The sequence below is a fragment of the Jatrophihabitans fulvus genome (genome assembly GCF_054781375.1).
Map to the genome: position 1 here is coordinate 542138 of NZ_BAAGUN010000002.1, position 25737 is coordinate 567874.

General features: G+C 70.1%; 26 protein-coding genes and 1 pseudogene. 8 read left to right on the forward strand and 19 right to left on the reverse strand.

All coding sequences use genetic code 11. The features are described 5' to 3' along the window. Window positions 1–3: 3 nt before the first annotated feature. Window positions 4–732 carry a hypothetical protein gene (locus ACYVP9_RS11080; RefSeq protein ID WP_460604859.1) on the reverse strand — a complete coding sequence of 243 codons (729 nt, stop codon included), beginning with the start codon at window positions 730–732 and terminating at the stop codon, window positions 4–6. Window positions 733–790: 58 nt separating this feature from the next. After that, window positions 791–1444 carry a hypothetical protein gene (locus tag ACYVP9_RS11085; RefSeq protein WP_460604860.1) on the reverse strand — a complete coding sequence of 218 codons (654 nt, stop codon included), beginning with the start codon at window positions 1442–1444 and terminating at the stop codon, window positions 791–793. Window positions 1445–1589: 145 nt separating this feature from the next. Between ACYVP9_RS11085 and ACYVP9_RS11090 the strand changes: the two genes are divergently transcribed. Next, window positions 1590–1916, forward strand: a complete 327-nt coding sequence (locus ACYVP9_RS11090) for a hypothetical protein (RefSeq protein ID WP_460604861.1) — start codon at window positions 1590–1592, stop codon at window positions 1914–1916. Between the two features lie 55 nt (window positions 1917–1971). Here ACYVP9_RS11090 and ACYVP9_RS11095 read toward each other — a convergent pair whose 3' ends face one another. Continuing rightward, window positions 1972–2544 carry a DUF4190 domain-containing protein gene (locus ACYVP9_RS11095; protein ID WP_460604862.1) on the reverse strand — a complete coding sequence of 191 codons (573 nt, stop codon included), beginning with the start codon at window positions 2542–2544 and terminating at the stop codon, window positions 1972–1974. An 80-nt stretch (window positions 2545–2624) separates the two neighbouring features. Here ACYVP9_RS11095 and ACYVP9_RS11100 point away from each other — a divergent pair, with 80 nt between their 5' ends. Genes ACYVP9_RS11100 through ACYVP9_RS11115 form a run of 4 tightly spaced genes read left to right on the forward strand, consistent with a single transcriptional unit; the run spans window position 2625 to window position 5566 of the window. After that, window positions 2625–3575 carry a hypothetical protein gene (locus ACYVP9_RS11100; RefSeq protein WP_460604863.1) on the forward strand — a complete coding sequence of 317 codons (951 nt, stop codon included), beginning with the start codon at window positions 2625–2627 and terminating at the stop codon, window positions 3573–3575. Next, a complete protein-coding gene (locus tag ACYVP9_RS11105; protein ID WP_460604864.1) occupies window positions 3572–4318 on the forward strand; it encodes an SDR family NAD(P)-dependent oxidoreductase in 747 nt (248 codons plus the stop codon). Before ACYVP9_RS11100 ends, ACYVP9_RS11105 begins: the two co-directional genes overlap by 4 nt. After that, window positions 4318–4959 carry an orotate phosphoribosyltransferase gene (gene pyrE, locus ACYVP9_RS11110; protein WP_460604865.1) on the forward strand — a complete coding sequence of 214 codons (642 nt, stop codon included), beginning with the start codon at window positions 4318–4320 and terminating at the stop codon, window positions 4957–4959. The genes ACYVP9_RS11105 and pyrE overlap by 1 nt, the downstream gene beginning before the upstream one ends. Beyond that, window positions 4940–5566: a TrmH family RNA methyltransferase gene (locus tag ACYVP9_RS11115; protein ID WP_460604866.1), complete on the forward strand. Its 627-nt coding sequence runs from the start codon at window positions 4940–4942 to the stop codon at window positions 5564–5566. Before pyrE ends, ACYVP9_RS11115 begins: the two co-directional genes overlap by 20 nt. Here ACYVP9_RS11115 and ACYVP9_RS11120 read toward each other — a convergent pair. The 12 genes and pseudogenes from ACYVP9_RS11120 to ACYVP9_RS11175 form a co-directional block, all read right to left on the reverse strand. After that, complete coding sequence (locus ACYVP9_RS11120; protein WP_460604867.1) at window positions 5538–6542, reverse strand: endonuclease/exonuclease/phosphatase family protein; 1005 nt, start codon at window positions 6540–6542, stop codon at window positions 5538–5540. The two genes, ACYVP9_RS11115 and ACYVP9_RS11120, sit on opposite strands and share 29 nt — an antisense overlap. A 61-nt stretch (window positions 6543–6603) precedes the next feature. Next, entirely contained in the window at window positions 6604–7785 is a 1182-nt protein-coding gene (locus ACYVP9_RS11125; protein ID WP_460604868.1) for an ATP-binding protein, read from the reverse strand. Window positions 7786–7844: 59 nt separating this feature from the next. Continuing rightward, window positions 7845–8425: pseudogene (locus ACYVP9_RS11130) on the reverse strand (M24 family metallopeptidase). 46 nt (window positions 8426–8471) lie between these two features. Then, window positions 8472–8999, reverse strand: coding sequence for a hypothetical protein (locus ACYVP9_RS11135; RefSeq protein WP_460604869.1), 528 nt, complete (start codon window positions 8997–8999; stop codon window positions 8472–8474). Between the two features lie 26 nt (window positions 9000–9025). Continuing rightward, on the reverse strand, window positions 9026–9685 hold the full coding sequence (locus ACYVP9_RS11140; RefSeq protein WP_460604870.1) for a hypothetical protein: 660 nt from the start codon (window positions 9683–9685) through the stop codon (window positions 9026–9028). Then, window positions 9678–12221: an ATP-binding protein gene (locus ACYVP9_RS11145; protein WP_460604871.1), complete on the reverse strand. Its 2544-nt coding sequence runs from the start codon at window positions 12219–12221 to the stop codon at window positions 9678–9680. The genes ACYVP9_RS11140 and ACYVP9_RS11145 overlap by 8 nt, the downstream gene beginning before the upstream one ends. A gap of 14 nt (window positions 12222–12235) precedes the next feature. After that, the gene (locus ACYVP9_RS11150; protein ID WP_460604872.1) at window positions 12236–13624 is read right to left on the reverse strand and encodes a hypothetical protein; all 1389 of its coding nucleotides are present in this window, start codon (window positions 13622–13624) and stop codon (window positions 12236–12238) included. Between the two features lie 416 nt (window positions 13625–14040). Further along, window positions 14041–14910, reverse strand: a complete 870-nt coding sequence (gene map / locus ACYVP9_RS11155; RefSeq protein ID WP_460604873.1) for a type I methionyl aminopeptidase — start codon at window positions 14908–14910, stop codon at window positions 14041–14043. Window positions 14911–14965: 55 nt separating this feature from the next. Then, complete coding sequence (locus tag ACYVP9_RS11160; protein ID WP_460604874.1) at window positions 14966–15517, reverse strand: hypothetical protein; 552 nt, start codon at window positions 15515–15517, stop codon at window positions 14966–14968. Between the two features lie 73 nt (window positions 15518–15590). Next, on the reverse strand, window positions 15591–16646 hold the full coding sequence (locus ACYVP9_RS11165) for a hypothetical protein (RefSeq protein ID WP_460604875.1): 1056 nt from the start codon (window positions 16644–16646) through the stop codon (window positions 15591–15593). A 94-nt stretch (window positions 16647–16740) separates the two neighbouring features. Then, window positions 16741–17022, reverse strand: coding sequence for a hypothetical protein (locus ACYVP9_RS11170; RefSeq protein ID WP_460604876.1), 282 nt, complete (start codon window positions 17020–17022; stop codon window positions 16741–16743). 583 nt (window positions 17023–17605) lie between these two features. Next, complete coding sequence (locus tag ACYVP9_RS11175; RefSeq protein ID WP_460604877.1) at window positions 17606–18406, reverse strand: hypothetical protein; 801 nt, start codon at window positions 18404–18406, stop codon at window positions 17606–17608. Window positions 18407–18413: 7 nt separating this feature from the next. On the opposite strand from ACYVP9_RS11175, the gene ACYVP9_RS11180 reads away from it, so the two are divergent. Further along, window positions 18414–18605 carry a hypothetical protein gene (locus ACYVP9_RS11180; RefSeq protein WP_460604878.1) on the forward strand — a complete coding sequence of 64 codons (192 nt, stop codon included), beginning with the start codon at window positions 18414–18416 and terminating at the stop codon, window positions 18603–18605. Window positions 18606–18656: 51 nt separating this feature from the next. On the opposite strand, the gene ACYVP9_RS11185 is transcribed toward ACYVP9_RS11180, so the two are convergent. The 3 genes from ACYVP9_RS11185 to ACYVP9_RS11195 form a co-directional block, all read right to left on the reverse strand. Beyond that, window positions 18657–18911 (reverse strand): hypothetical protein, encoded by a 255-nt coding sequence (locus ACYVP9_RS11185; protein ID WP_460604879.1) that lies wholly within the window; start codon window positions 18909–18911, stop codon window positions 18657–18659. Window positions 18912–19048: 137 nt separating this feature from the next. Beyond that, window positions 19049–20203 (reverse strand): hypothetical protein, encoded by a 1155-nt coding sequence (locus ACYVP9_RS11190; RefSeq protein WP_460604880.1) that lies wholly within the window; start codon window positions 20201–20203, stop codon window positions 19049–19051. A gap of 185 nt (window positions 20204–20388) precedes the next feature. Continuing rightward, complete coding sequence (locus ACYVP9_RS11195; RefSeq protein WP_460604881.1) at window positions 20389–22095, reverse strand: ribonuclease J; 1707 nt, start codon at window positions 22093–22095, stop codon at window positions 20389–20391. A 152-nt stretch (window positions 22096–22247) separates the two neighbouring features. On the opposite strand from ACYVP9_RS11195, the gene ACYVP9_RS11200 reads away from it, so the two are divergent. Together ACYVP9_RS11200 and ACYVP9_RS11205 are read left to right on the forward strand one after the other, a co-directional pair. Then, complete coding sequence (locus ACYVP9_RS11200) at window positions 22248–24629, forward strand: IPT/TIG domain-containing protein (protein WP_460604882.1); 2382 nt, start codon at window positions 22248–22250, stop codon at window positions 24627–24629. A gap of 81 nt (window positions 24630–24710) precedes the next feature. Next, window positions 24711–24998: a hypothetical protein gene (locus ACYVP9_RS11205; protein ID WP_460604883.1), complete on the forward strand. Its 288-nt coding sequence runs from the start codon at window positions 24711–24713 to the stop codon at window positions 24996–24998. A gap of 77 nt (window positions 24999–25075) precedes the next feature. Here ACYVP9_RS11205 and ACYVP9_RS11210 read toward each other — a convergent pair whose 3' ends face one another. Beyond that, window positions 25076–25729 carry a DedA family protein gene (locus tag ACYVP9_RS11210; RefSeq protein ID WP_460604884.1) on the reverse strand — a complete coding sequence of 218 codons (654 nt, stop codon included), beginning with the start codon at window positions 25727–25729 and terminating at the stop codon, window positions 25076–25078. Window positions 25730–25737: the final 8 nt, after the last annotated feature.

The following is a 25737-nucleotide window of genomic DNA, read 5'->3' on the forward strand; positions in this document are numbered from 1 at the left end:
GCTCTACCGGAAACCGTTCTCCCGCAGCAGGGCGGCGAGCTGCTCGGCGTGCCGCCGGCGATGCAGGTGATGGTCGCGGGGGTCGTCGTTGACGTACTCGCTGAGCACCCGTCCGGTGGCCGGGTCGGTGACGCGAGACCACAGGTCGAGCAGCGGCACGTCGTGCTGCGCGCACCACCGCTCCAGCTCGCCGTTCCAGTACCTCGTAATGTCCGACCGCTGCTGCCACGACGCGTCGACCTTGCGGCGCTGGCCCTGCAGTCCCTTCCAGGTCGCGTAGTCCTCGACGAGCGGCGGCACCACGGTCACGACGAGCAGCGTCCGTCCGCGCTGCAGCACCCACTCGTCGAGGAACGTGAAGTACTTCGCCAGCGCGGCGTCGCACCGTTGCTTCGGGTCGCCGCCGGCGAAGACGAGGAACCCGGCGTCGACCTCGCCGAGACACGCCAGCACCGAGTAGCGGCGCGTCGTGAGCGTGAGCGCCCGCTCGAACCGCGGGCGGGCCTGCGTGCGGCTGTTCGGATTCGCGATGCCCGACGCCGTGGCCCCGCCGACCGATTCGACCCGTACGCGGGTCTTCGGCAGCGCGCCCGTGTCGTGCAGGTCGCGCAGGGGCTCGATGTGACTGTCACCGACGGCCACCAGCAGCCGACGCCCCGTGAGGGCCGCCACCCAGCTGCCGAGCGGCACGAGAAGCCATCGACGCAGCCCGAACCGCAGCGGGGCAGGCACGCGCTCCGCGAGCGCCCTCACCCGCATGCCGTCATACGCAGGGGCCGTGAAAGGCCCACTACTGCGACTTCTCCCGCAGCCAGTCGTTGATCGCACCGCTGAACGAGAAGGCGAGCGGCAGGATCGCGAGGGCCGCGAAGATGACGCCCCAGACGATGTAGCCGTTGCCGGCGCCGTCGAAGCGGTCGTCCGACAGCCGCACCATCCAGTAGACGGCAGAGGCGATGACGATGCCATTGCCGACCGCGAGCAGCGTCCGTCCGTTCGTCTTGCCACCCGTGAAGATGACCGCACCGGCGATGATCAGGCCGGCGGCGATGAAGTTGACGATGCCGTCGATGGCGAGCTCGACGCCGTAGTTCGTGCCCGAGTCGCTGGCGTCCTCGAACGAGTTGGTCAGCGCCCCGCCGAACAGCAGCACGAGACCGGCGATGATCAGCAGGCCGGCGTTCACGTAGCCGAGCACCGACGCGGCGATCACCATGCCCGGACGCTTGGGCCCGACCGGCGGGTACCCGTAGGGCTGCGGGTAGCCGTACGGCGGGGGCGCGTAGCCGTAGGGCTGCGGATATGCCGGCTGCGGGTACGCGGGCTGGCCGTAGGGCTGCTGGTACGGGGCGGGCTGGCCGTAGGGCTGCTGCGCGGGATACTGCTCGGTCTGCGGCGGGCCTTCGTACTGGCCCGATCCCGGGTAGCCGGACGGGTCGGTCATCGCGCTCTCCTGGTGCGTTCTGCGCCGTTTGACGGCCCAATTTCCCGGCACACTAGCGGGCCTGCTGGCGCGGCAGGCCCTGACGCTCCATGCTAAGCGCCGGACCTCGACGATCACGGTGCTGACGAGCAACCCAGGAGAGAAGATGAGCTACGAGAACCAGCAGCCCTATCCCAACCAGCCGTACCCCAACCAGCCGCAGGGTGGTTACGGCTACCCGCCGGCCCAGCAGCAGGGCAACGGCATCGCCACCGCCGGCATGGTCTGCGGCATCATCTCGGTGGTCCTGTTCTGGATCCCGATCGTCGGCTGGATCCTCGCGATCCTCGGCATCGTCTTCGGCGGCGTCGGCATCGCGAAGGCGAACAAGGGCGCCCCCAACAAGGGCTTCGGCATCGCCGGCGTGGTCTGCGGCATCGTCTCGCTGGTCGCCTACGTGGCGGTCGTCGTCGCGGTGATCAACAACAACTGAGCTCGAACGGCGGACGGGCGGGCACCTTCGGGTGCCCGCCCGTTTCCCGTCCGGGTCAGAAGATGTTGTCCTGGACGCACTCCGAGAAGCCGGGCTCGTCGCGCTGCGACGCGCCGCCGCACTTCTCGATGGCCTGCGTGGCCAGCACGGTGAACGTGACCGCGAGCAGGGCGCCGACGACCGCGCACACCAGGCCCGTGACGGCCATCGTGCGCCCCGCCCCGCCGATGCGCTTCGACTCGTTGAGCCCGAGCACGCCGAACACCACCGCCGGCACGATCACGATCAGCGCGAACAGCGTCAGCCAGCACAGGACGATCGACATGATGCCGAGCACCAGCGCGGCCACGGCCTTGCCGTTGGTGCCGCCGGTGCGCGGTGCGGCCGGCGGCGGGTAGGGGGTGCCGTACTGGTGCCCGCCCGGGTACTGCTGCGGCGCCGGGTACTGGCCGTACGGGGGCGCCCCGTACGGATAGGGGTTGGCCTGCTGGGCGGGCGGGTCGGGCGTGTACCCGGGCGGCGCGTACTCCGGCGGGATCGGGTGGTCGGGCTTGCCGAACCGGTACGGGTCGAAGTCGGGCTCGGCGTCGCTGCCCGTGCCCGTGTCCTTCTGGTCCCCGTCCGCCATGGCTGCGAGGTTACCGACCGCTCGCTGGGCGGTGCGTAGGAGCGGACGCCCACCGGAATGCGGGCCGTACACTGCGGCGCGTGAGTGAGAAGTCCGCGGCACCGGCACAGCCCGGTGCGACGTCCGGCCCGCCCCTGACCGTCAAGCTCGCGTCCCTGGCGCTGCTCGTGTCGGGCATCGCGGCCGTCATCGCCTCGCTGACCCTCGGGTTGGGGTCGGTGCAGACCTGGCTGCGTGACGGCGGACGGGACACCGCGGTCGAGTCGTCGATCGACAAGCTGAAGGACGTCCGCAAGGACGGGCCGAACACCGGTGACCAGGCCACCAAGCTCAACGCCGTCGAGGCGTCGCTGAACACGCTGAAGAAGCAGCCGTCCGACGGCCTCAAGCCGTCCATCGACGCCGTCGTCGCCGACCTCAAGGCCGCGAACCCGGGCGCGAGCAAGGACGGCAAGTCGAAGCTCGGCGACATCCGCAAGACCATGGACGACCTCGCCAAGATCGACGACACCGTGTCGAAGCAGCGCACCAGCCTGCTGATGGTCTCGATCGTCACGCTGGTCGCCCTCGGCATCGCCGCGGCCGCCGCCTACCGGGGCAAGTTCTGGTCCCGGTGGGCTGCCCTCGGCCTGTGGGTGCTCGCCACCTTCACCGGCAGCCTTGCCGGTCTCGGGTCGGTCATCGGCATCGCCGGTGACATTCCGCTCGCGTTCAAGGCGCCCGCGTTCATCGCCGGCCTGGGCCTGGTCGCGGCGGTCATCCTCACCAACATCCGTCCGAGCGTGGAGTACTTCAACCGCAACCGGCCGGTCCGGCCGGGTGGGGCGCCGCAGCGCCGTGGCCTGTTCTCGCCCCCGCCGCCCCGCCAGCCCAAGGGTGGTGCGCCGGTGAGCGTCGAGAAGTCCGCCCGTGCGACGCCCGACCGGGCCCGCACCAAGCAGCGCGCCAGCGCCGAGTCGGCCGCGCGTGGCGCCGAGCTCGCCCGCGCGCGGGCGAAGGCGAGCAAGTCGCGCCGCACCCCGCAGCAGTGAGGGCGCTGGTCACCGGCGCCACCGCGGGCCTCGGCGCCGAGTTCGCCACCCAGCTCGCCGACCGCGGGTACGACCTCGTGCTCGTCGCGCGCGACTCCGAGCGTCTCGCCGAGGCCCAGCAGCGGCTGCCGGTCGACGTCGAGCTGCTGGCCGCCGACCTCGCCACCGACGCCGGCTGCGACACCGTCGCCGAGCGGCTGCGCGAGGGCGACATCGACGTGCTGCTCAACAACGCCGGCATCGGCACCTACCAGCCCTTCGGCGAGGCCGAGCTGGCGCTCGAGGAGCGGCAGCTCGATCTCAACGTGCGCGCCGTGCTGCGCCTTGCCCACGCCGCCGTGCCGGTGATGACCGCGCGCGGCAGCGGACGCATCGTCAACGTGTCGTCGATGTCGGCGTTCGCACCGCGGGCCGGCAACGCCACCTACGCGGCGAGCAAGGCGTGGGTGTCGATGTTCAGCGAGGCGCTGGCGATGCAGCTCGAGGGCACCGGCGTCACGGTCACCGTCATCTGTCCCGGCTTCGTGCACACCGAGTTCCACCAGCGCGCGCAGGCCGACATGTCGCACGTGCCCGAGCGCATGTGGCTCGACGCGCGCGACGTCGTGCGCGAGGGCCTCGACGACGCGTTCGGCGGCAAGCCCGTGAGCGTGCCGTCCCGGCTGTACAAGGGATTGGCGGTCGCGAGCCGCACCATCCCCCGTCCGGTGCTGCGGGCGTTCATGCGGCGCCAGGGTTACTGATGCACGACTACCAGCGCGAGTTCATCGACTTCGCCCTCGGCCACGACGTGCTGCGCTTCGGCGAGTTCACGCTGAAGAGCGGACGGGTCTCGCCGTACTTCTTCAACGCCGGACTGTTCAACACCGGCGGACGGCTCGCCGCGCTCGGCCGCTACTACGCCGCGGCGATCGTCGAGTCGGCGCCGGAGTTCGACGTGCTGCTCGGCCCGGCCTACAAGGGCATCCCGATCGCGTCCGCCACCGCGGTGCAGCTCGCCGAACGCCACGGACGCGACGTGCCGTGGGCGTTCAACCGCAAGGAGGCGAAGGACCACGGCGAGGGCGGCCTCATCGTCGGCACGCCGCTCGACGGACGGGTGCTGCTCGTCGACGACGTGATCACCTCGGGTGCCGCCATCCGCGAGGTGATGGCCATCGTCGACGCCTCCCCCGCGACCCTCGCCGGCGTCGTCGTCTGCCTCGACCGGCAGGAGCGCGGCACCGGCGAACTCTCGGCCATCGGCGAGGTCGAGCGCGACCGCGGGGTGCCGGTGCGCGCGATCGTCACGCTCACCGACGTGATCGCCTACCTGCGCGAGACCGGCACGCACGCCGAACACCTCGACGCCATGCTCGCCTACCGTGAGCAGTACGGAGTCTGATCCGCCCGTCGGGGTGGGTCCGCATCCCGAACCGTGGCCGGACGACCCGCGCCTCGACCCCGAGCTGCTGCGCGACGGCGACCGTCGCAACGTCGTCGACCGCTACCGCTACTGGTCGTTGGAGGCGATCGTCGCCGACCTCGACACCCGCCGGCACGACTTCGCCGTCGCCATCGAGAACTGGCGGCACGACCTCAACATCGGCACCGTCGTCCGCACCGCCAACGCCTTCCTCGCCCGCGAGGTGATCGTCGTCGGCAACAAGCGCTGGAACCGGCGTGGCGCGATGGTGACCGACCGCTACCAGCACGTGAGCCACGTAGCGTCCGCCAGTGATTTACGCGCGTACGCGCAAATGAACGGGTACGAGATCGTCGCGATCGACAACCTGCCCGGAGCCGTGCCGCTCGAGACGTACGTCCTACCGCGCCGGGCTCTGCTGCTCTTCGGTCAGGAGAGCACCGGGCTCTCGGACGACGCGCGCGAGGCCGCCACGATCGTCTGCTCGATCGCGCAGTACGGCTCGACCCGCTCGATCAACGCCGGTGTGGCCGCCGGCATCGCCATGCACGCGTGGATCAGGACCCACGCGGCACCGCCACCGTGACGAGCACGGCGCGGTGGTCGGTGTCCTTGATCTCGACGGTCTCGGCGGACGTGCCGACCGCCCCGCCGCGGGTGAGGACGTGGTCGATGCCCATGACGGGCGGGAACCAGCGGTCGGACGGGAACGTGCGCAGCAGCCCGGCGCCCGCCTGCTCGCCGGCGTCGGCGTAGCCGCCCTCGAGCAGGTCGCGGAACTTGCTCACACCGAAGGTGGCGTTGAAGTCGCCCCCGACGATGACGGGCGCGTCCTTCGCGAGGCCGCGCAGCACGCCGGGCAGCGCGTCGTAGTCCTTGTTCCAGTCGCCGGTGTCAGGGATCGGTCCCGCGGCATGGATGGCCGCGACGGTCGGACGGTCGCTCACCCCGGGGATCGCGATGCGGGCGGCCACGGCCTCGAACTGCAGCGGCAGGTCGGTCTTGTTGCTCAGCGGGTAGCGGCTCCACAGGCCCGTGCCCTCGCCCCCGTACTTCGGCCGGGTGACGCTGTGGGGAAGCACGGCGTCGATACCGGCCTTCTCGAGGCCGGCCTGCATCTCCTCGGTGAGTTCCTGCGCCATGAGCACGTCGACCCGGTGGGCCTTCACCTCGCGGACGACCTCGGCGGCGTCGGCCCGGCCGAGCTTCATGTTCGACGTCATGACGACGAGGTTGCGGGCATTGGCCGGTGGGTCGGCAGCGACGTACAACGGCGCCGCGATCACGACCAGGGCGACGATCAGCGCGGCGGACACGACGCTGCCGACGAGGCGGCGGGCGAAGGCGAAGCAGGCGAGCGCCGGGATCGCACCGGCGATGATGTAGATCGACACCGCTGCCGGTCCGAGGGCGGTGGCGTTGTCGGGCGGCAGCAGGTACGACACGAGGCCCAGCGCCGACACCGCGGCGAACACCCACCCCGCCGCCATGAACACGAGCCGGCGCGGACGTTCGGACGGCGCGTCGTGACGACGCCCCCGGAACACCCGCATCGAGACCATCCGCCGAGCCTGCCGTACCGAGGTGTGCGCAGCGTTTCGGGCTCGGCGCATTGCCAGACGGTCAGGCCTCCTGCTCGCGCAGGTAGCGGCCGAAGTGCGGCACCGTGAAGGCGATGCGTCCGCGCTGGCCGGAGTAGACGAGGCCCTTCTTCAGCAACCCGTCCCGGGCCGGCGACAGCGACTGCGGCGGACGGTCGAGCACCTTCGCCACCAGCGCCGTGGGCACCGAGTCACCGTCGCCGGCGATGTCGGACAGGTCAGCCATGGCGCGCAGGTAGTCGCGCTCGGCCGGGGTGGCGCGCTCGTACCGCGAACCGAAGAAGCCCACGGCGAGCTCGGCCTGCGCGTGCGGGCCGGCGACGGCGACGTCCGCCGCGGTCACGGGCGAGCGGGGGGCGACGTCCCAGGCCGCCTTGCCGTACGCCTGCACGAAGTAGGGGTAGCCGCCGGTGAGTTCGTACATCGCCGCGAGCGCGTCGTCGTCGAAGTCGGCGTCCTCCTCGCGCGCGGGCGTGCGCAGGGCGAGGTCGGCGGCGGCGCGGTCGAGGCGGTCGATGCGGGCGTAGCGGAACAGCCGCTCGGAGTACGACTTGGACGCCGACAGCACCGCGGGCAGGTGCGGCAGCCCGGCGCCGACGACCACGAGCGGCAGCGCCTGCTGCGAGATCTCGTGGCAGGCCGCGCACAGCGCCGACACGTCGTCGGCGCCGAGGTCCTGCATCTCGTCGATGAACACCGCGATGCCGTGGCCGGAGTCGGCGGCCAGCCCGGCCACGTCGCTGAACAGCTCGACCAGGTCGATCTCGATGTCGCCGGAGTCGGCGCGGCCGGTGACGGCCGGGACGTCGATGCCCGGTTGCCACGCGCGGCCCTTGCCGGCCTCGCGCTGCACGAACGACTTCAGCACGCCGAGCGCGTGCTTCGTGCCGTCCTCGTCGCGTCCGGCGAGCTCGCGGACGGCCAGGTGCAGCGCCGCCGCCAACGGTCGCCGCAGCGCCTGGTCGGGACGCGCCTCGAGCTTGCCCGTCCCCCAGCCCCGGCGGACGGCCGCCGAGCGCATCGCGTTCAGCAGGACGGTCTTGCCCACCCCGCGCAGGCCGGTGAGCACCATGCTGCGTTCGGGACGGCCCCGCGACACCCGCTCGAGCACGACCTCGAAGCCGTCGAGCTCGCCGTCCCGGCCTGCGAGCTCGGGTGGACGCTGGCCCGCGCCCGGGGCGTACGGGTTCCGGACGGGGTCCACGATCGCAGAGTATCGGGCTTTCTAGCGTCGGTCGCAGATTGCGGGATAGTGCGCGAGTCTCAGTCGCCGGGGCGGGTCAGGATCTCCGCGCCGTCGTCGGTCACCACGACGGTGTTCTCCCACTGCGCGGCCATCGAGCCGTCCTTGGTGAGGACGGTCCAGTCGTCGTCCCACATGTACCAGTCCTCGGTACCGAGGGTGAGCATCGGCTCGACGGTGAACGTCATGCCGGGCTCCATGATCGTGTCGGCCCGCTCGTCGTCGTGGTGCAGGATCGTCGGCTTCGTGTGGAAGCTCGGCCCGACACGTTGACGCTCGTGCAGAGCGACTTCGGGTAGTCCTTATAGCCGAGCGTCGAGGGGTAGGCGCCACGGCTGATCATGAACTCGTGGCCGATGCGGTCGAGCTCGTCGGTGGTGACACCGGGAGCGACGTGCCGGCCGACCTCGGCGAGCGCCTCGGCGGCGATGCGCCCGGCGACCCGCATGCGCTCGACGGTGTCGGCGTCCTTGACCATCGGGTCGTCGTGGTCGGCCTTCTGCCGCGGCCAGGTGCCGACGTAGTGCGGGCGGACGATCGACTTCGGCACCTCGCGCCGTGGCGAGACGATGCCCTGCTCGAGCGGGGTCGTGACGGTCAAGTCTCCATTGTGCCGCTTGCAGAGGAGAGGCCGTCCGGTCCGTAGGTCAGATAGGACCGCCGCCCATCGCGGCGTCCCCGCCGGGTTCGCCCATCGGCCCCGGCTCCATTGGACCGCCGAACATGTCGGGAGCGGGGCCCATCTCCGCGAGCGCGTCACTCACCTCGTTCGCCAGCCCGTCTGGTGCCTCAGCGACAGCCTCAGGTGCCTCGGTCATCGCCGCTCTCAACTCGGGCGCGAGACTGTCGGTGACCGTCGGCTCGGAAACCTCCGGAGACACCTCATCGGCGAAGACGTCGAACTTGTCACGCGGTTCGATGATGGACGGCAGTTCCTGCGGGTTCTCGATCGCGTCTTCCGTGGCGTCAGCGCTTTCACGCCGACCCTCTTCGGCATCGACCACGTCGTAGAGAGATTGCGCCATTCGGACCTCGGCATCCGAGGCATCCGCTGCCGCAAGCTTCCCCGAGGGATCGGTAACGGTCGCCGCCCAGGCTGTGCCGGCGCCTACAGCGAGGGCCGCAAAGCCATGTGCCGCACGGTTCAACCCAGACCGCTCGTCGGAGCTACGCATGATTCGCTGCCCTCCGCTCGCTCACGTCAGTATCCGATCAGCGTGGACACCACGCCGTGCTGCTGCTGCTGGTCGACGATGATCGCGGCGCCTGCCACGAGAACAGCTCCCGACAGAACCAGCACGATGAGGAACTGGGTGATGGGCGAGCCCTTCGATCCATTCCTTTCCAGCTTCCACCTAGCCGCGGCACGCGCGGAAAGCAGGAACGCGATTACGCAGAGGACCTCGGCGGGGATCGACACCCAGTGCTTCCCGTCGATGAGGTCGAAGGTCTTCCATGCGGTGACGAGCAGACACAGCGCGAGAACCGCGCTCACTACGAGGATCACCTCACGCGGCAACTTGACCTTGACGATGCCCAGGACCACGACGACGAGCCCGAGGCCGGTCGCCAGGACAGCCAGCCAGTTTGGCCACATCGTTGGCGCACCGTCGGTCGGCCAGGTCGGCGCGATCGTCCTGGCGATGATGGCACCGTCGGAGAACGCGGTCTGATGGATGCGGTCCAGGATCGCCGGCACGATGGTGATCGAGACAACGATCGCCGCCGACCAGAACAGAGCGAGGCCCGACGCATGATTGAGCAGCGGGTGCAGCTCCCGGGCGGGCTTGTCGACCACTGGGTCGTCGACGATCGACCGTGCGGTCACGGTCGTCTCGGACTTCTTCTCCGGGTCAGTCATCAGACGACCTTTCTGTGCGACGCGACTTGAATTGGGAAAGCAACAGGGCGCGGCGGAGGTTCCAGTCGCGCTCGTCGACGGAGCGCTGGGCGTCGGCGTAGGCGGCGGCGCAGTAGAGCTCCGCCCGGCTCAGCGCGTGAGTCTGCGCGTCACGGAAGGACGCGGTCCAACTCTCGGTCGTGCGCGTGCCACGCTCTCGTTCGCGGGATTCGACGAGCTGGGCGCCGCGAAAGCCGTTGCACGCATACGGACACTGCTGACACCACAACCGCACCGGCGCCTCAGCCGTTCGGGTTGCGATACGCGTGGACACGGTGGGCGCCCCCGTTCTGTCCGCGCGGACGACGCGCTCAACCTTGACCACCGCCGGCGCCAGCATGTCCGCCGCCAGCACGACGGCGTGGCCCGGTTCGAGCCGGGCGAGGGCGTGTTCGTCCGTCGGAAGCGTCAGGGACGTGGCGAGAACCGCACGCTCCTCGGCATCGACCGTCCGGTGCGCGAGCACGGTTCCCACGAGCTTGCGCACCTCGGGTACGAGTCGCGAGGGCGCCTGTTCCACCACGACGAAGCCTTCGCCCGCGCCACGGAGTTCTGCCATGGCGTCGACGAACACCTGTGCGCCGTCGTTGACGTAACCGGACTGTCCACCGCCAGCGAGGATTCGGTGCGCTTCCTCGACCACGGTCACATGGCCGAGGCCTTCGCTTGAGTGGTACTCCCGGTACGAGACCAACCCCGCCAGCAGGAGGCTCATTAGCAGGGCTCGTTCCCGCGGCCCGGCGAACTCTCGCACCAAAACGACCGCGGGTCTACTGAGGAGATCGCCCCAGTCGATGGCGGCGTCGCCGTCACCCATGAGCGCACTGCCCAGACTGCCGTCGGTGAGCAGTTCAAGCCTGCTGGTCAGGGCCCCCTCGAGGTCACCCTTGACACGCTCGGAGTACGCCGATTCAGAGATCAGGTGCCGCACGTGCGCATAGAGCCGCGCCATCGTGGGGCGTTCTTCCCGCAGGGCGCGGTGAACGGCGCGAGTCAGAACGGTTCCCGCTATGGGGTAGAAGCTGCTGAGGTCGTAGGCAGCATCGAAGGCCGCGGCGAGCCGCGTGGCGAAGACGGTTCGCGGTACGCCGTCCGGAATGCACAGCGGGTTGAAGGCCACGTCGTCGCCGGTGAGCTCGATGAGGCGACAGTCGGGGCCGATCGTCTCCGCAAGTGACCGGTAGTCGGTCTTCGCAGGATCCAGAACGAGGAACGGAATCCTCTTCGCCGATGAATCAGCGGGCCACAACTGCAGGAGCAACGCCTGGACGGTTGTCGTCTTGCCGAAGCCGGGAAGCCCGGCCACCAGCGCGTGCCGATTTAGCTCGTCATGACTCAGCGTGACGAGGTCCCCTGATGGCCCGGTACCAAGGAGCACGGACGGCCGCTCGGCCACGACGACGGAGACGAGACCGCGCGGCAGCGAGCTCGCCGGCTCAGTACGAAGGCCGGGCAGGCCTTCCGGTCCCGGGACCGGAATCCGGAACGCCGCACTAGCCTCGTGCGGGTCGAAGAGGTGGAGCAGTTCGGCGAGCTCGGGTTGATCGGGCGACCGGACAGGCTGCGAACGCAGCAATTGCACGAGCGCCAGGGCGTTGTCGAGTTCCGCTGCCGTGCCGGGCCGGATGACGTCGAAGGTGCCGACCGGGGAACCCGTCTCCCACGAGCGCGTCAGGTCGGCCCCGACTATTTCGGGCAGACCGTCCGGGATGGCGAATCCTGGACACACCACCATCACCCGAACGTGAAAGCAGGCGCGCGGCAGGTCCCGAAGCGCCTGCATGTACCCGCCGATGACTGCGGCCAGCAGCGGGTTCTCGCCCTTGTTGTCCTGGTAGCTCTCGCGCAGGTCCGAAATCTCCTCGCGCAGGAAACCGAGGGCGTCCCGGCTGACCGCGCGCGGCTCGAGATGCACCACGAGCTGCGCGCCGCGCGGCAGCTTGTGCAGAGCACCGAGCGACGCGATGAGATTGACCGACGTCCAGGTCCAGCGGAGCAACACCGGCGACTGGGGATCTACCTCGCCCGCATCGTTCTCCGGATCGCTCGACTCGATCGCGCGACGGATTTCCGCGACCTGATTCGCGCCCCACCGCACGCGATCGTCCACGTCGACCAGCCAACCCAGCGTGATGTCATCGACAACGTCGGTCGGCAGGTCCGAAGGGAGCGTGGCGATCAGCCTGCTGTGCAGCGCGGAGGCCTCCTCCCTTCGCCGGGCAGAACCGAGGATGAAGACGCGAAGCACCGACGAAGAGCGGCCGTTCTGGACCTGCTCGTCGACGACGATGCGCAACTGGAGCGCGCCCGGATGATGCTGGCCGCTCTCGGCCAGCGCCCGCAGCATCGCGACCTGTCGCCCGAACGCCTCCCTCAGCTGAGCGGTAGCTGCGTCACCGGGGCTCTCGATGCTGGGGAGCCACGGGATCTCCACCGCGAAGACGTGCGAATCGGCGATCGCCGTCAGGCGCAGCGGCCGGAGTTGTTGCTCGATCAAGGTGTCACGCGGCGTCAGGAAGCGGCGGAGTCACAGCGCACGTCGCGCAGCAGCAACTCGGAGAGCGCCGCGGAGATCAAGGTGTCGCCGCTGCTGATCTTCTTGATGACGGCACTCGTGCGCCCCGGCACGCCGCTCACCGTGACGGTAACCCCGTCGGCGTTCTCCCGGACGTCGAGCTCGGCGATGTCGTCCGCCACTTCCGGAGCACGACGGTCGATGAGCGAATTCACCCAACCCGCGAGGGACGAGTTCTCCGGGAGCAGCACGACGTCGGATTTTGGATTAGCGGCCGATGCCATCCGTTCCGCTGCGACGGGGACGTCCGATCCCCGGTGCACCATCACCGTGAGCCTGCCGTTGCCGTCGTCACCGACCTCGACCGCTCCGACGATCTCCGCGGCCCTGCCGCCGGCGAACGTCCATGCCTTGATCAGTCTGGGATCACGGGCCAGATCGGCAGTCCGGCTGTCGACGGGGATGGGAGACGCGTCGATCACCCGCGGGTCCGACGGGTTGATCGCACCTTCGGGGTGCGGACCCGGTGCGAACGACTGCTCTTGTCCGACGAGCGGACGCTCGTCGCGGGTCCACCCCGAACGACGAGCAGCCTGGACGGCACGAACGTTCTGGATCTCGGCGATCTGCACAGCTGCGGTTTGCTCGGCTTGGACCCGTTGGAGCTCGACCTCGATGCGTTGTCGCTCGAGGTCGGCCTGCATCTGGGCCATGTAGATCTCGTGTTCCTGCGCAGCAAGATTGGGATTCTCGAAGTCCCGGAGATCCATTCCCCGACGCTGTGCGGCCGCAAGCGCCCTATCGTCCTCGGCCTCGTCCACCAGCTTCCCGCGTCGCGCGAGCGTGACCGACTCGTAGTGCGGATCGCTCGTCGCGGTTCCGATGACAACGCGGTCGACGACGAAGAGACCGCCCATCAGCATCGTGGCATGTCCGAAGTGCGGATCGACGTCCTGGTTGACGACGACATCGTGGGTGAGGGTAGCGATGGAACGCCGAACGAAACGGTCCATCTCCGCTTCGAGCTCCGACGACAGCGCCGCCATGAAGCCCAGGCCGCGCTGGATCAGTCGGTCGCGCAGCGCCGCATAGTTGCCCTCGGGATTCAGCGCTACAAAGGTCGTCAGGTCGACGCGCGGGAGAGTCCAGTCGTCCTTCACGGCGACATCGCGGGCGCTTGTCTGGAAGCCGATGTCCGCTCGGAGGATGCGCGCATAGGTCAGCGATCCGGGCTTGTACATACGCCAGAGGGCGCGAAGCCTTCGACCCGGGGCATAAATGTCCTCGACGCGCCCGTTCCGGAAGACCGCGAGCACCTCGTCATTCCGAGGTTCGACGTGGCCCGAGAGTGGAAGCTCTCCGCCCGCTAATGTCGGCGTTTCCATGCCCACCCCCGGCAAGCGCTGTTGACGATCTCCGAGCGGTCAACATGTCAAGCCGATGAGGCAGCCAGATCAGTCCTTCGTACTGAATTTCGCGCCGAATGGTCCTACACGCGCTCAGATCAGCGGTTCGCGAATCGGAACCTGATTGCGCGGCCGCGGCCGCCACTCGGCTGACGAAGCCAGCGTCACAGACAGGGCCACACTTGCCTCGGATGGAGAGACAAGGCGCAATGCGTGAACAATCCGTTCACGTCGGGAGCCGCCGCTCGGTCATGAAACGCCGACGGCGACCCCTCACGCGTCACTGTTCCTATTCGCCCAACAGCTAGACGGACGCGCGGTGCCAGCGCCGTCCAGCCGGAGCCGGTAGGAATACCCGCCGCACCATTCAGGCGCGGGCCCAGTCTGCGCAAGTCTCAGTACCCGGGTGTTGTCAGAATCTCCGCGCCGTCGTCGGTCACCACGACGGTGTTCTCCCACTGCGCGGCCATCGAGCCGTCCTTGGTGAGGACGGTCCAGTCGTCGTCCCACATGTACCAGTCCTCGGTGCCGAGGGTGAGCATCGGCTCGACGGTGAACGTCATGCCGGGCTCCATGATCGTGTCGGCCCGCTCGTCGTCGTAGTGCAGGATCGTCGGCTTCGTGTGAAAGCTCGGCCCGACGCCGTGACCGGTGTAGTCGCGCACGACGCCATAGCCGAAACGCTTGGCGTACGACTCGATCACGCGGCCGATGACGCTGACCGGACGGCCGGGCTTGATCGCCTTGATGCCGCGCATCATGGCCTCGCGGGTGCGCTCGCCGAGGTCGCGCACCTGCTGGCTGACGTCGCCGGCGTAGAAGGTGGCGCAGTTGTCGCCGTGCACGCCGCCGATGTAGGCGGTGATGTCGACCTTGACGACGTCGCCGTCGGCCAGCGGACGGTCGTCGGGGATGCCGTGGCAGATGACCTCGTTGACGCTCGTGCAGAGCGACTTCGGGTAGTCCTTGTAGCCCAGCGTCGAGGGGTACGCGCCGCGGGCGATCATGAACTCGTGCCCGACGCGGTCGAGCTCGTCGGTGGTGACACCGGGAGCGACGTGCCGGCCGACCTCGGCGAGCGCCTCGGCGGCGATGCGCCCGGCCACCCGCATGCGCTCGATGGTGTCGGCGTCCTTGACCATCGGGTCGTCGTGGTCGGCCTTCTGCCGCGGCCAGGTGCCGACGTAGTGCGGGCGGACGATCGACTTCGGCACCTCGCGCCGTGGCGAGACGATGCCCTGCTCGAGCGGGGTCGTGACGGTCATGCCTCCATTGTGCGCGGACGGGAACGCCTCGGGCTCGGGCGCGTCGACGGGAGGGTCAGACCGCCCAGATCGCACGCCTGCCGGTGAGCGGGTCGGGCCAGCGGACGACGGTGACGGTGGCGCCCTGCGGCACGCCGAAGGGCAGCCAGGCATCCACCTGCCGGCCGGGCTCGAGCCGCAGCCCGCTCGTGAACTCCGGCCCGGACGAGATGCGGTCGACGGGTGCGATGCCGTACTCGATCCCGGACGGGTCGCGGACGACCACCCCCGTGGCCGAGTCGATCGACGGCGTGCCGGCGCCGTGGTTCGAGACGACGAACTCGGCGGCGTAGATGCGGTGCGTCGTCGGCACCTGGTTGTAGGTGCCGGTCGGCCGCACCCGCTGCTCGACCCTGACGAGGGTGACGTCGAATTCGACGCCCTTGGCGTCGTGCACATGAGCCGTGGTCCCGATGCGCATCGGCGTGGCCGCGACCGGTGCCTGGACACGGGACGACGGGGCGGGGGACGACGGGCCCGCACCGTCCGAGCCTGCGTCCGACGAGCAGGCAGCGAGGGCGAGCAGCGCCACGGTCGGCAGCACCGTACGGACGAACCTGGTCAGCATGCGTCCGAGTGTCGGGCGCGGCCCATCACCCGATCGAGGGTGCTGGCACCCCTTCCCGTCCGGCCGGTGGGCGTCAGCGGCAGCGGGCGAGGTGCGTCTGTCCGTCCTTGAGCAGTGAGACGGCGATCGACCCGTAGCGGCTGATCGCGCCGACGGCGAATCCGTTGATCGGGGCGATGCCACCGCTGGGCGTGCGCACCCAGGCACGGTCACCGGCGAAGACGAGGTCGCCGCGCGGGCCTGCCGCGACGGGGGTGTACTCGACCTTCGCCGTGTCGCGCTTGAGCAGGACGGTCGGTCGGACGGTGGAGCCCGACGGCGCGGTGCGGAAGTCCCAGGCGCGGATCGCGCCGTCCGAGACGCCGATCCAGCGCGAGCCGGCCGCGACGCTGAAGTCGGACACCTCGTTGCTGCCCGTGAGGCTGACCAGGCGCACTTCGCGTCCGGACGTCAGTCGCGCGTACGTTCCCGGCCGCCGGTCGCGGTAGACGAGCGTGCCGTTGGGCACGACGTCGAGCTGGAACCCGGACGGGCTCATCTCGCGGATCACGCGGTAGGGGGCGAGCCGGTGCTTCCAGCTCACGAGGTACATGTGGCCGGACGTGCTGTGGGCCTTGCCGTAGATCGTGCCGTCGTCGGCGACACCGACCGGCACCACCGAGTTCCAGTTCTTCGCGTGCGAGAACTCGGTGCGCGCGCCGCGGTACCAGGCGTAGCCGACGTGCAGGTCGCTGGTCGGCCGCTTCACGGCGGCGACCACGACCTCCTTCGGCGTGATGCCCGCGATCGTGACGGTGTCGGGGTAGTTGCCGCGCGGGTGGGTGAAGCTGCCGAGCAGCGTGGGGCGCTTCTGGCCGGTCCGCCAGGTGATCACGCCGAACAGGTTCTGGCGGCTGTCGTCCTTGGCCACGCCCGCCCACAGCGAGCCGCGGTTCGCGGTGAGCTGCGTCGTGCGCTCGAGCACGCCGTGCTTCGGGTACAGCGACGGCGGCAACGGGTTGGGGAACAGCGCCCCGGTGTACGTGCAGCGGGTCGCCGCCCGCACGGTGTCGGCGGACGCCGGCGCGGCGGCGACCGCCGCGGAGAGCACGGTCGCACCGCAGACAGCGGTGACGATGAGACGCTTCATGGAACCCCTCCTCGACGGACGGGACCATGTAAGCACCAGCTGTGGCCCGCGGTCAGCCAGAACGCACGAAGTGGGCAGTCCTCGACCGGACGGATCAGGACTGGCTGACCGTCACCGCACTCGCCGACGTGCGCAGCGCTTCGCGGGCACGCAGGTCGGCGAAGCGGGCCCAGTCGTGCACCTCGAGCGCGGTGAACCGGCGGTCGCAGGCCGACGCGAACTCCGCCGGCGGCTCGTGGCGTACAGGCGCGGCGTCGAGGTGGGTGACGACGCGCGCGCCGGTGCGGTCGGCGAGCTGCGGACGGGATCGGCGCGGCACGGCACGGACGCAGACGGCGATGACAAGCCACAGCGCTGTGACCACAAGGAGCGTCATGTCCCGAATTCTCCGTTACGCCCCCGGCAGCGCTTTCTGGCAAAGGTCCTGGGACCTGCGGCCGTCCGACCCCACCGATTGTCCGCGGGTCACCTGACGCGCCGGTGATCGCCGGGATGTCCGATTCGTCGGGACGTTCGACCGCCGTCGACGGACCGGAATCCGTCCGGACTTCTGTGAAGGCGCGGTTAGTTTCGTAGTTGAACACGCGACTTTCGGGGGATCCAGTGAACGCACAGCACCGCCTGTCCCGGCGCGGCTCGGGACGCACGCGCGCCGGGCTCGTGGCCATCAGCATCGGGGGCCTCGTCGTCGCCGCCGGCCTCGCCGGAGGGGCGAACGCCGCCCCCAGCACCGGCGGCAACGCGGACAACGTCACGCTCTGCCACGCGACGAACGCGGACACGAACCCGTACGTCTCCGTCACCGTCGACCCGGACGGAGCCCTCAGCGGGCACCTCAAGAAGCACACCGGGCCGGTCTGGGACGCCACGCTGAAGAGCCGGCACATCGGCTGGGGCGACATCATTCCGCCGTTCACGGTCGCCGGTAAGACCTACTCGCAGAACTGGACCAGCGCCGGTCAGGCGATTGCCGCCAACGGGTGCGAGGTGCCGAGCTCCGCTCCCTCGTCGGGCGCGTCGACCTCGACCGCGCCGGCCTCCGGTGGCACCACCGCGACGAACGCGCCGGCCTCGGACACGACCACCACCGACGCACCCTCGTCCGACACCACCACGACGGACGCGCCCTCGTCCGACACCACCACCACGGACGCACCCTCGTCCGACACCACCACCACGGACGCACCCTCGTCCGACACCACCACCACGGACGCACCCTCGTCCGACACCACCACCACGGACGCACCCTCGTCCGACACCACCACCACGGACGCACCTTCGTCCGACACCACCACCACGACCGACGCACCTTCGTCGGAGACCACCACGACGGACGCGCCCTCGTCGGAGACCACCACGACGGACGCGCCCTCGTCGGAGACCACCACGACGGACGCGCCCTCGTCGGAGACCACCACGACGGACGCGCCCCCGTCCGAGACCACCACGACGGACGCGCCCCCGTCCGACACCACCACCACGGACGCGCCCCCGTCCGACACCACCACCACGGACGCGCCCCCGTCCGACACCACCACGACGGACGCACCCCCGTCCGACACCACCACGACGGACGCACCGGCGTCCGAGACCTCGTCGGAGGCGACCGGGTCGGGTGACCCGGTGGTGAGCTTCCCGGCGAGCAGTGACCCGGCCGGGTCGCAGGCGGGTGGGTCGGTCACGAACCCGTCCGACACGACCGCGAGCTCGACCGGCGCCGCGACCGGGCCCGGGACCGGAGGGAAGCCGTCCCTCGGCATCGCCGGAGTGTCCAACTCGCGCGCCGACGGTCCGGTCACGCACGAGGGCGGTGCCGACCCGGCGTCCGCCCGGCAGGGCGCGCTGGCCACGACGGGCTCGCCCAACGGCGCGCTGATCGGCATCGGGCTCGCGCTGATCGTCGGAGGCATCGGCGTGACCGACCTCGGACGACGTCGCCGCCGCCCGCAGCACAGCTGAGCTGACAGGCCACCGGGCCCGGCGGAGTTCACCCTCTCCGCCGGGCTTCGGTCATTCGCGGACGGATTCGGGCACGTGCCGTAGTGCCTGCATTGCCTCGACATCGGCGGCGCGCAGCCACTCGTCGGCCCCGATGCGGGCGAAGCGCCGGCCGCAGGCGGACGTCAGGTCGCGCTCGGTCCCACTCGGTCCGCCGACGGGGGTCCGGGGCACGGGAGCCCGCGAGCCGAGCGCGATCGCCGGCCCGAGCACCAGGCCGAGGGCGACCGCGGCGACACACCAGCCGACGAGGCACCAGAGCAGCACGCCGTGACCATCGTCCGTTCCGTCCGGGACCTGAGTCCTTCAGGCGACGAATCCCGCGCAGCCCGGATCGGTCTCACGCACAGCGGACGACGTGCACCAGCCGTCCCCGTCCGCCACACGGACCTCGGTCCCCACCGTCACCCGGAGGCCACCCTCACGGTGCGGCACACCGCCGGCGTGTCGACACCCTGCCCGACGTTCACGAGGCGGACGCAGTACCGGTGCGTGCCCGGTTTCGCGGAGAAGCTCAACGCGAACGCGTGCCGCCCGGTGAGGTGATGACGGGCATTCAGCGCCGCGTCGATGCCGGTCGACGACCCGGCGCGGACCGTCGTCGATCTCTCGACCACTCGCACCGGGGTCGGCCCACGGGGCCGGTCCGGATCCGCGACCCACCCGCTGACGGTGACCGTGGTCCCCAGCGCCGCGGCACGGCCGACCCCACCGTACGGGGAGTGCCACGCGACGAGGTCGATCCGTCCGCCGGGCATGATCGTGCGCGCCATCGACGAGGCGATCGCGGCCTGCTCACGGTTGAATCCGCCACGATTGCAGCAGATGTGGGAGTCGGTCAGCACCGCGACGGCGAAGCGGTCGTGGCCGACCAGGCCGACCGAATTGATGATCGAACCGTTCGTGTCGGACGAGCAATGGCCCTCGCCCTGCTTGAGCCCGATACCCCGGGCGGCGACGGCAAACCCGAAGCGCTGGTCCAGACCGTCGGCCGCGTAGGGCTTCCAGTGGTGCAACGCGTTCGTCAACCATGGTCCGACGAGCGGGTTGCGGGCCATCCGGTCGAGGAACGTCACGATGCCGACTGCGGTGATGTGCGTATTGCCCCAGCACGAGCGCTTGGCCGATCGAGGGGGCGAGCCCAGCCCGGGGATCGCGAAGTACTTCTCGGCCCAGTCGACCACCGCGGTGCCGCCCACGGGCGGTAGCAGGCGCTGCAGGGCGTTGTTGTCCGAGCGGGTGATCATCGACCACGCCAGCGATGCGATGCGGCCGGACATCTGGCGCCGCGCCAGCAACCGGGCGGCCACGAACAACTTCATCACCGAGGCGGCTCCGAACTCGGCGCGGGCCTGGCCGGCGAGGTAACTGCGGCCCGTCTTGCGGTCGAGCACCGCCACTCCGGCTCGCACGTGCCGCCGCATGGCGTACAACGCCGCGTCGCGCGTCCGGACGTCCACCGTCGTCGGGCCGGAAGCAGCGCCGGCCGCGGGCCCGGACCACGAGGTCACCGCCCCCGCCGTGCCCACCACGACGAGGACGGCGCACAGCACCGCCACGATCCTCGACCGTCCACCCCTGGAACGAGACACCCACGCCCTCCCCCGCCGCACGTACAGCTCGTGCGGCGGAGCGGAAGCTACGAGGGCGGCGCAGGGTTACGCGAACCCAGACCCGGCGCGGCACACGGGTGCCGCCGGAGTCGGCGACCGTCGGGCCCGGACCGGATCGCCGGAGGTCCCGATCAGACCTCGACGACCTGCGGCATGAGCATCGGACGGCGCCGGTACTCGCGGTCGACCCACCGTCCGACCGTGCGACGGATGAGGTGCTGCAGGGCGTCGACGTCGCGGGTGCCGTCGGCGAGTGCCTTCTCGACGACCTGGATGAGCTCGGCCGTGATGGGCTCGAGCGCGGTCGGGTCGTCACTGAAACCGCGGGCCGTGATCTCCGGCCCGACGACGACCTTGCCCGCCTCGGCGTCGACCGCGACGAGGATCGACAGGAAACCGTCCTCGCCGAGGATGCGACGGTCCTTGAGCACGGAGTCGCCGATGTCACCGACCTCGAGACCGTCGACGTAGACGTAGCCGACGGGGATCCGTCCGCTGATCGTCGCCAAGCCGTTCACGAGGTCGACGGTCGTGCCGTCCTCGGCGAGGAGGATGCGTTCGTCCGGAAGTCCAACCGACTTGCCGATTGCCGCATGAGCGCGCAAATGGCGCCACTCACCGTGCACCGGCATGAGGTTCGTCGGACGGACGGCGTTGAGCAGGAAGCGCAGCTCACCCGCGGGCGCGTGTCCGGAGACGTGCACGAGCGCCATCGACTTGTGCACGACGGTCGCCCCCAGCCGCGAGAGCCCGTTGATCACCTGTCCGACGGACGTCTCGTTGCCCGGGATCAGCGACGACGCGAGCAGGATGGTGTCCTCGTCGCCGATGGTGATCGACTGGTGGCTGCGGTTGGCCATGCGCGACAGCGCCGACAGCGGTTCGCCCTGCGACCCGGTCGAGATGAGCAGGATGCGGCGCGACGGCAGCTCGTCCAGGGTCTTCGGGTCGACGATGAGCCCGTCGGGCACCCGCAGCAGGCCCAGGTCGCGCGCGATGCCCATGTTGCGGACCATCGACCGTCCGACGAACGCGACCTGGCGTCCGCTCTCGTGCGCCGCGTCGAGCACCTGCTGCACGCGGTGCACGTGCGAGGCGAAGCAGGCCACGATGATGCGCCCGCTCGCCTTCAGGATGACGTCGGTGACGACCTTGCCCACGTCACGCTCGGACGGGATGAAGCCGGGCACCTCGGCGTTGGTGGAGTCGGACAGCAGCAGGTCGACACCCTCGTCGCCCAGGCGCGAGAAGCCGGGCAGGTCGGTGAGCCGACCGTCGAGCGGGGTCTGGTCCATCTTGAAGTCGCCGGTGTGCAGCACGGTGTGCTCGCCCGCACGGAGCGCGACCGCCATCGCGTCGGGGATCGAGTGGTTCACGGCGAAGAAGCGCAGACCCCACGGGCCGACCTCGAGCTCGTCGCCCTCCTTCACCAGCTGTGTCTTGGCCTTGATCTGGTGCTGGTCGAGCTTCGAGTGGACCAACGACAGCGTCAGCCGCGAGCCGATGACCGGGATGTCGCGTCGCTCGCGCAGCAGGTAGGGCAGCGCACCGATGTGGTCCTCGTGGCCGTGCGTGAGCACGACCGCGTCGATGTCGCCGAGCCGATCGGCGAAGTACGACCAGTCGGGAAGCGTGATGTCGACGCCCGGCGAGTTCGTCTTGCCGAGCAACATGCCGCAGTCGACGACGAGCAGCCGGTTCCGGCCCTTCTCCGGCCGGTACTCGAACATCGTCATGTTGCGGCCGATCTCCTTGATGCCGCCGAGCGCGACGATGCGCAGGCCGCCCGGCGCGAGGGCGGTGGGTGGGCCGAGGCGCGGTTCCTGCTGGTCACTCATACGTCGAGGTTAGTGGGACGGTGATCGGCCGGACGGCGCGGTCGACCCGCTCGATACGTCCGACCTGTCGGGTTCACGTTTGCCGCACCACGAGGCGGCCTGATTCGATCCCGCAGCCGATCCGGCATTCATGATCGCGGAGGGACACCCGGATGCGTTCTCGCCTGAGCACGACCGTCGTCGTCGTCGTCGCGACGGTGGCCGCCACCGTGGCGCTCCCGTCCGGCGCGGATGCGGCCGCGCGACGGCCGGCGGTGACGTCCGTGTCGCCCTCCGTCGTCTCCAACGCCGGTGGTGCCCGCGTCACCGTCAAGGGATCCGGTTTCGTCAAGGGCGCGACGGTGCGCTTCGGCAGTAGCGCCGGACGGTCGGTCTCGGTGCTGTCGTCGACGACGCTGAAGGTGACGGCACCGGCACATGCGGTCGGAAGCGTCGACGTCCGCGTGAAGACCGCGGCGGGGACATCGGCCATCGGCCGCCGTGACCGAGTGCAGTACGTGGCCAGGCCCTTCGTCACGTCGCTCTCGCCTGCAACGGGGTCGTTCCGCGGCGGGCAGACCATCACGGTCAGAGGACGGAACTTCACGCGCGTCACCGCCGTCGACTTCGGCACGAAGCGGTCGCCGGCCGTGACCGTCCGCTCGTCGTCGACGCTGCTCGCTCGGGTGCCGAGCGGTAATGCCGGCGCGAAGAGTGTCCGTGTCGTCAACGCGGCGGGCGCGTCGGCGCCGAAGGCCTTCGTCTATACGACCTCGGCCACCTGGCGCGCCCCGACCTCGGTGCTGCCGCAGTCCGGCTGGCTCAACGCGGCGTCGTGTCCTACCGAAGCGTTCTGCGCTGCCGCCGACGGCACCGGCAACGTCCTCTTCCGCCGGGACGGGACGTGGTCGGCCCCGGTCGCCGTGGAACGAGCACAACCCGGCAGCACCCAGGGTGCAGCCATCAACGCCGTCACCTGCTCGAGCAGTGCCTTCTGCATGGCCGTCGGGCGATTCGGCACGTACCGATGGGACGGGACGTCCTGGACCACGGTGACCGCGTCGGAGGAATTCACCGCTGTGGCGTGCGCATCGCCGGCACAGTGCTTCGCGGTCGAGGACGGCAGCCGCGACGGACGAAACGACATTCTGTGGCGGTACGACGGGTCGGGCTGGGCGACCGTCGACGACTTCTTCGCCGGCGCGAGGCTGAGCAGCCTGACGTGCTCCGGCCCGTCGTTCTGCGCTCTCGTGTCTCCGGACGAGTGGAACGGTGAGTCCTCCGATCGCGTCTTCGTCTGGAACGGCGCCGCCTGGGGGTCGGGCACCGCCCCGGACGGCTTCGCCGAACGGATCGCCGGCCTGTCGTGTCCCACCGCGGAGAAGTGCGTGATGGTCGCCGAGGGTGGCGCGACGTACCTCTACTCGACCGGCACCTGGTCGCCGGAGGGCGATCTCGCACGCCCCGAAGACGATTACCTGTACGACTTCGCGTGCGCGACCACGAGCCGCTGTTGGGCGGCCTACGGGACCTACAACCCCCCCACGGCGCTGGCGACGTTCGACGGCTCGTCGTGGTCGGCCGTCACGGGCGACGTGGCGGACGACGTCACTCGCCTCGCGTGCGACCCGAGCGCGTGTTTCGGAGTAGGAACCGATTCGGTCACCCCGCTGTCCCCGACGGACGGGCCCGGGACGCCGACCTCCATCGATCCGTACACCGGTGGCGTCGCCGACGTCGACTGCCCGACCTCGGCGTTCTGCGTCGCAGTCGGGTCGGGGAGAACGGCCGTGTGGCGGGGCGGGGCCTGGACCGCCGGGCCGTCGACGACAGCCGACCTGCGAGCCGTGTCGTGCGCGAGCGGGTCGTTCTGCGTCGCGGTGTCGGCGCAGGGGCGAGCGACCCGGTGGAACGGAAACGCGTGGACCCTCGACCCCGGACTGCACGCACCGACGGCGACGGACTCCACCGGCGGCCTGACCTCGGTCTCCTGCACCTCGACGACGTTCTGTATGGCGGTCGACGGACGCGGCAACGCCTGGACGTTCAACGGCACGACGTGGACGAAGAAGGCCGCCGTGGTCAGGCCGGGCTACCCGCTGGTCAGCTGCGCCGGGCGCTTCTGCCTGGTGGGCGACGACGCGCACGTGCGGAAGTACTCCAACGGTGTGTGGAGCGCACCGACCTCGCCGAGCGGAACGGCCGACCGGACCAGCGCGATCGACTGCGTCAGTGCATCGGCCTGCCTTCTCGCGCTCGGCAGCGGCAAGGTCCTGCGCTGGAACGGTCGGGCGTGGACCCGCACGCTGACGGTTCCCTTCTACGTCTTCGGTTACGGCGCCGATCTGACGTGCGCCTCGGCCACATGGTGCGTGCTCGCCTCCCGCGGTTACAACGGTCCCAGCGACGTCGCGCCGGACGGCATCTGGCACTTCGACGGCGCCGACTGGACCTCGCAGCACTCGCTGACGGTGATGCCGGGCGCGATCTCGTGTCCGACGAGCACGTTCTGCGCCGCCGGCGACGAGCACGGGTTCGTCCAGACGTACCGCTGACTCGGGCCGCCCGGACCGGTTACCCGGCTCGCTCGCGCGGCGGCGGACCACGACGGGTGCGGGCAGCTGTAGAACTGACCCGTGCAGACCGTGACCGCCCTCGGGGCCGAGAACGTGACCGCGCTCGGAGTGGGCGTCATCCTGGTGATCGTCGTGATCGGAGTATTGCTCGGCGTTCTCATCGCCAAGCTGATCGTCCGCCTGATCATCACGCTCGTCGTGGTGGTGCTGGCGATCGTCGTGTGGCAGCAGCGTGGGCACGTCGAGGACGAGGTCAAATCACGGGCCTGTAACGCCGACACGACGTTCTTCGGCGTGCACCTCGACCCGCCCGACGACGTGAAGCAGGCCTGCGCCCGGCGCCGCTGATCCCGTCCGTCCCTATCCGGAGGTGCCGGCGGCGTCATGACGACGCCGAGCCCTGAAGATCGGCGGACGGACGGGGGTCACGCCTTGCGACCGCGTTTGCGGCGCCCCTGCAGCAGGTGGATCGCGGTGGGGATCAGGCCGAGCAGCACTGCGCCGACGACGATGTAGTCGATCCAGCTCTTGTGGTCGCGCACCCACTGGATGCGTCCGAGCACGTGGCCCAGCAGGATGATCCCGTCCACCCACAGCACGGCCCCGATCGCGCTGTAGAGCGCGTAGAGCGGGAACCTCATCTTGCCGACACCCGCCATGACCGTGGCGACGGTGCGGACGATGGGCACGAACCGTCCGATGATGATCGTCCAGGAGCCGTACTTCTCGAAGAAGTCGTGCGCCCTGGTGACGTACTCGGGCCGGAAGATCTTCGACTTCGGACGGTCGAACACCACCGGGCCGGCGCGGTAGCCGATCGCGTAGCCGACCAGGTTGCCGACGAAGGCCGCGATCGGCGGCACGACGAGGAACGCCCACAGCGGCGTCTCGATCTCGCCCACCGAGAGGTAGATGCCGGCCGCGAACAACAGGGTGTCGCCCGGCAGGAAGAAGCCGATCAGCAGCCCGCACTCGGCGAACAGGATCAGGGACAGCACGATGAGCGCCCCACTACCCGAGAGCAGGGTGTCGGGACTGAGCGGGTTGGCGAGCAGGGCGGAACCCGCGGTCGGCAGCACGCTCGAAG

Bases quoted from the DNA above. Each gene is read 5' to 3' on its own strand.
- map (WP_460604873.1), bottom strand. From the start codon at position 14,910: ATGACCGTCACGACCCCGCTCGAGCAGGGCATCGTCTCGCCACGGCGC.
- ACYVP9_RS11085 (WP_460604860.1), bottom strand. From the start codon at position 1,444: ATGACCGACCCGTCCGGCTACCCGGGATCGGGCCAGTACGAAGGCCCG.
- ACYVP9_RS11090 (WP_460604861.1), top strand. From the start codon at position 1,590: ATGAGCTACGAGAACCAGCAGCCCTATCCCAACCAGCCGTACCCCAAC.
- ACYVP9_RS11140 (WP_460604870.1), bottom strand. From the start codon at position 9,685: ATGACTGACCCGGAGAAGAAGTCCGAGACGACCGTGACCGCACGGTCG.
- ACYVP9_RS11165 (WP_460604875.1), bottom strand. From the start codon at position 16,646: ATGAAGCGTCTCATCGTCACCGCTGTCTGCGGTGCGACCGTGCTCTCC.
- ACYVP9_RS11120 (WP_460604867.1), bottom strand. From the start codon at position 6,542: ATGGTCTCGATGCGGGTGTTCCGGGGGCGTCGTCACGACGCGCCGTCC.
- pyrE (WP_460604865.1), top strand. From the start codon at position 4,318: ATGCACGACTACCAGCGCGAGTTCATCGACTTCGCCCTCGGCCACGAC.
- ACYVP9_RS11135 (WP_460604869.1), bottom strand. From the start codon at position 8,999: ATGCGTAGCTCCGACGAGCGGTCTGGGTTGAACCGTGCGGCACATGGC.
- ACYVP9_RS11175 (WP_460604877.1), bottom strand. From the start codon at position 18,406: ATGCCGAGGGACGGCTTCCCTCCGGTCCCGGGCCCGGTCGCGGCGCCG.
- ACYVP9_RS11195 (WP_460604881.1), bottom strand. From the start codon at position 22,095: ATGAGTGACCAGCAGGAACCGCGCCTCGGCCCACCCACCGCCCTCGCG.
- ACYVP9_RS11200 (WP_460604882.1), top strand. From the start codon at position 22,248: ATGCGTTCTCGCCTGAGCACGACCGTCGTCGTCGTCGTCGCGACGGTG.
- ACYVP9_RS11160 (WP_460604874.1), bottom strand. From the start codon at position 15,517: ATGCTGACCAGGTTCGTCCGTACGGTGCTGCCGACCGTGGCGCTGCTC.
- ACYVP9_RS11150 (WP_460604872.1), bottom strand. From the start codon at position 13,624: ATGGAAACGCCGACATTAGCGGGCGGAGAGCTTCCACTCTCGGGCCAC.
- ACYVP9_RS11095 (WP_460604862.1), bottom strand. From the start codon at position 2,544: ATGGCGGACGGGGACCAGAAGGACACGGGCACGGGCAGCGACGCCGAG.
- ACYVP9_RS11170 (WP_460604876.1), bottom strand. From the start codon at position 17,022: ATGACGCTCCTTGTGGTCACAGCGCTGTGGCTTGTCATCGCCGTCTGC.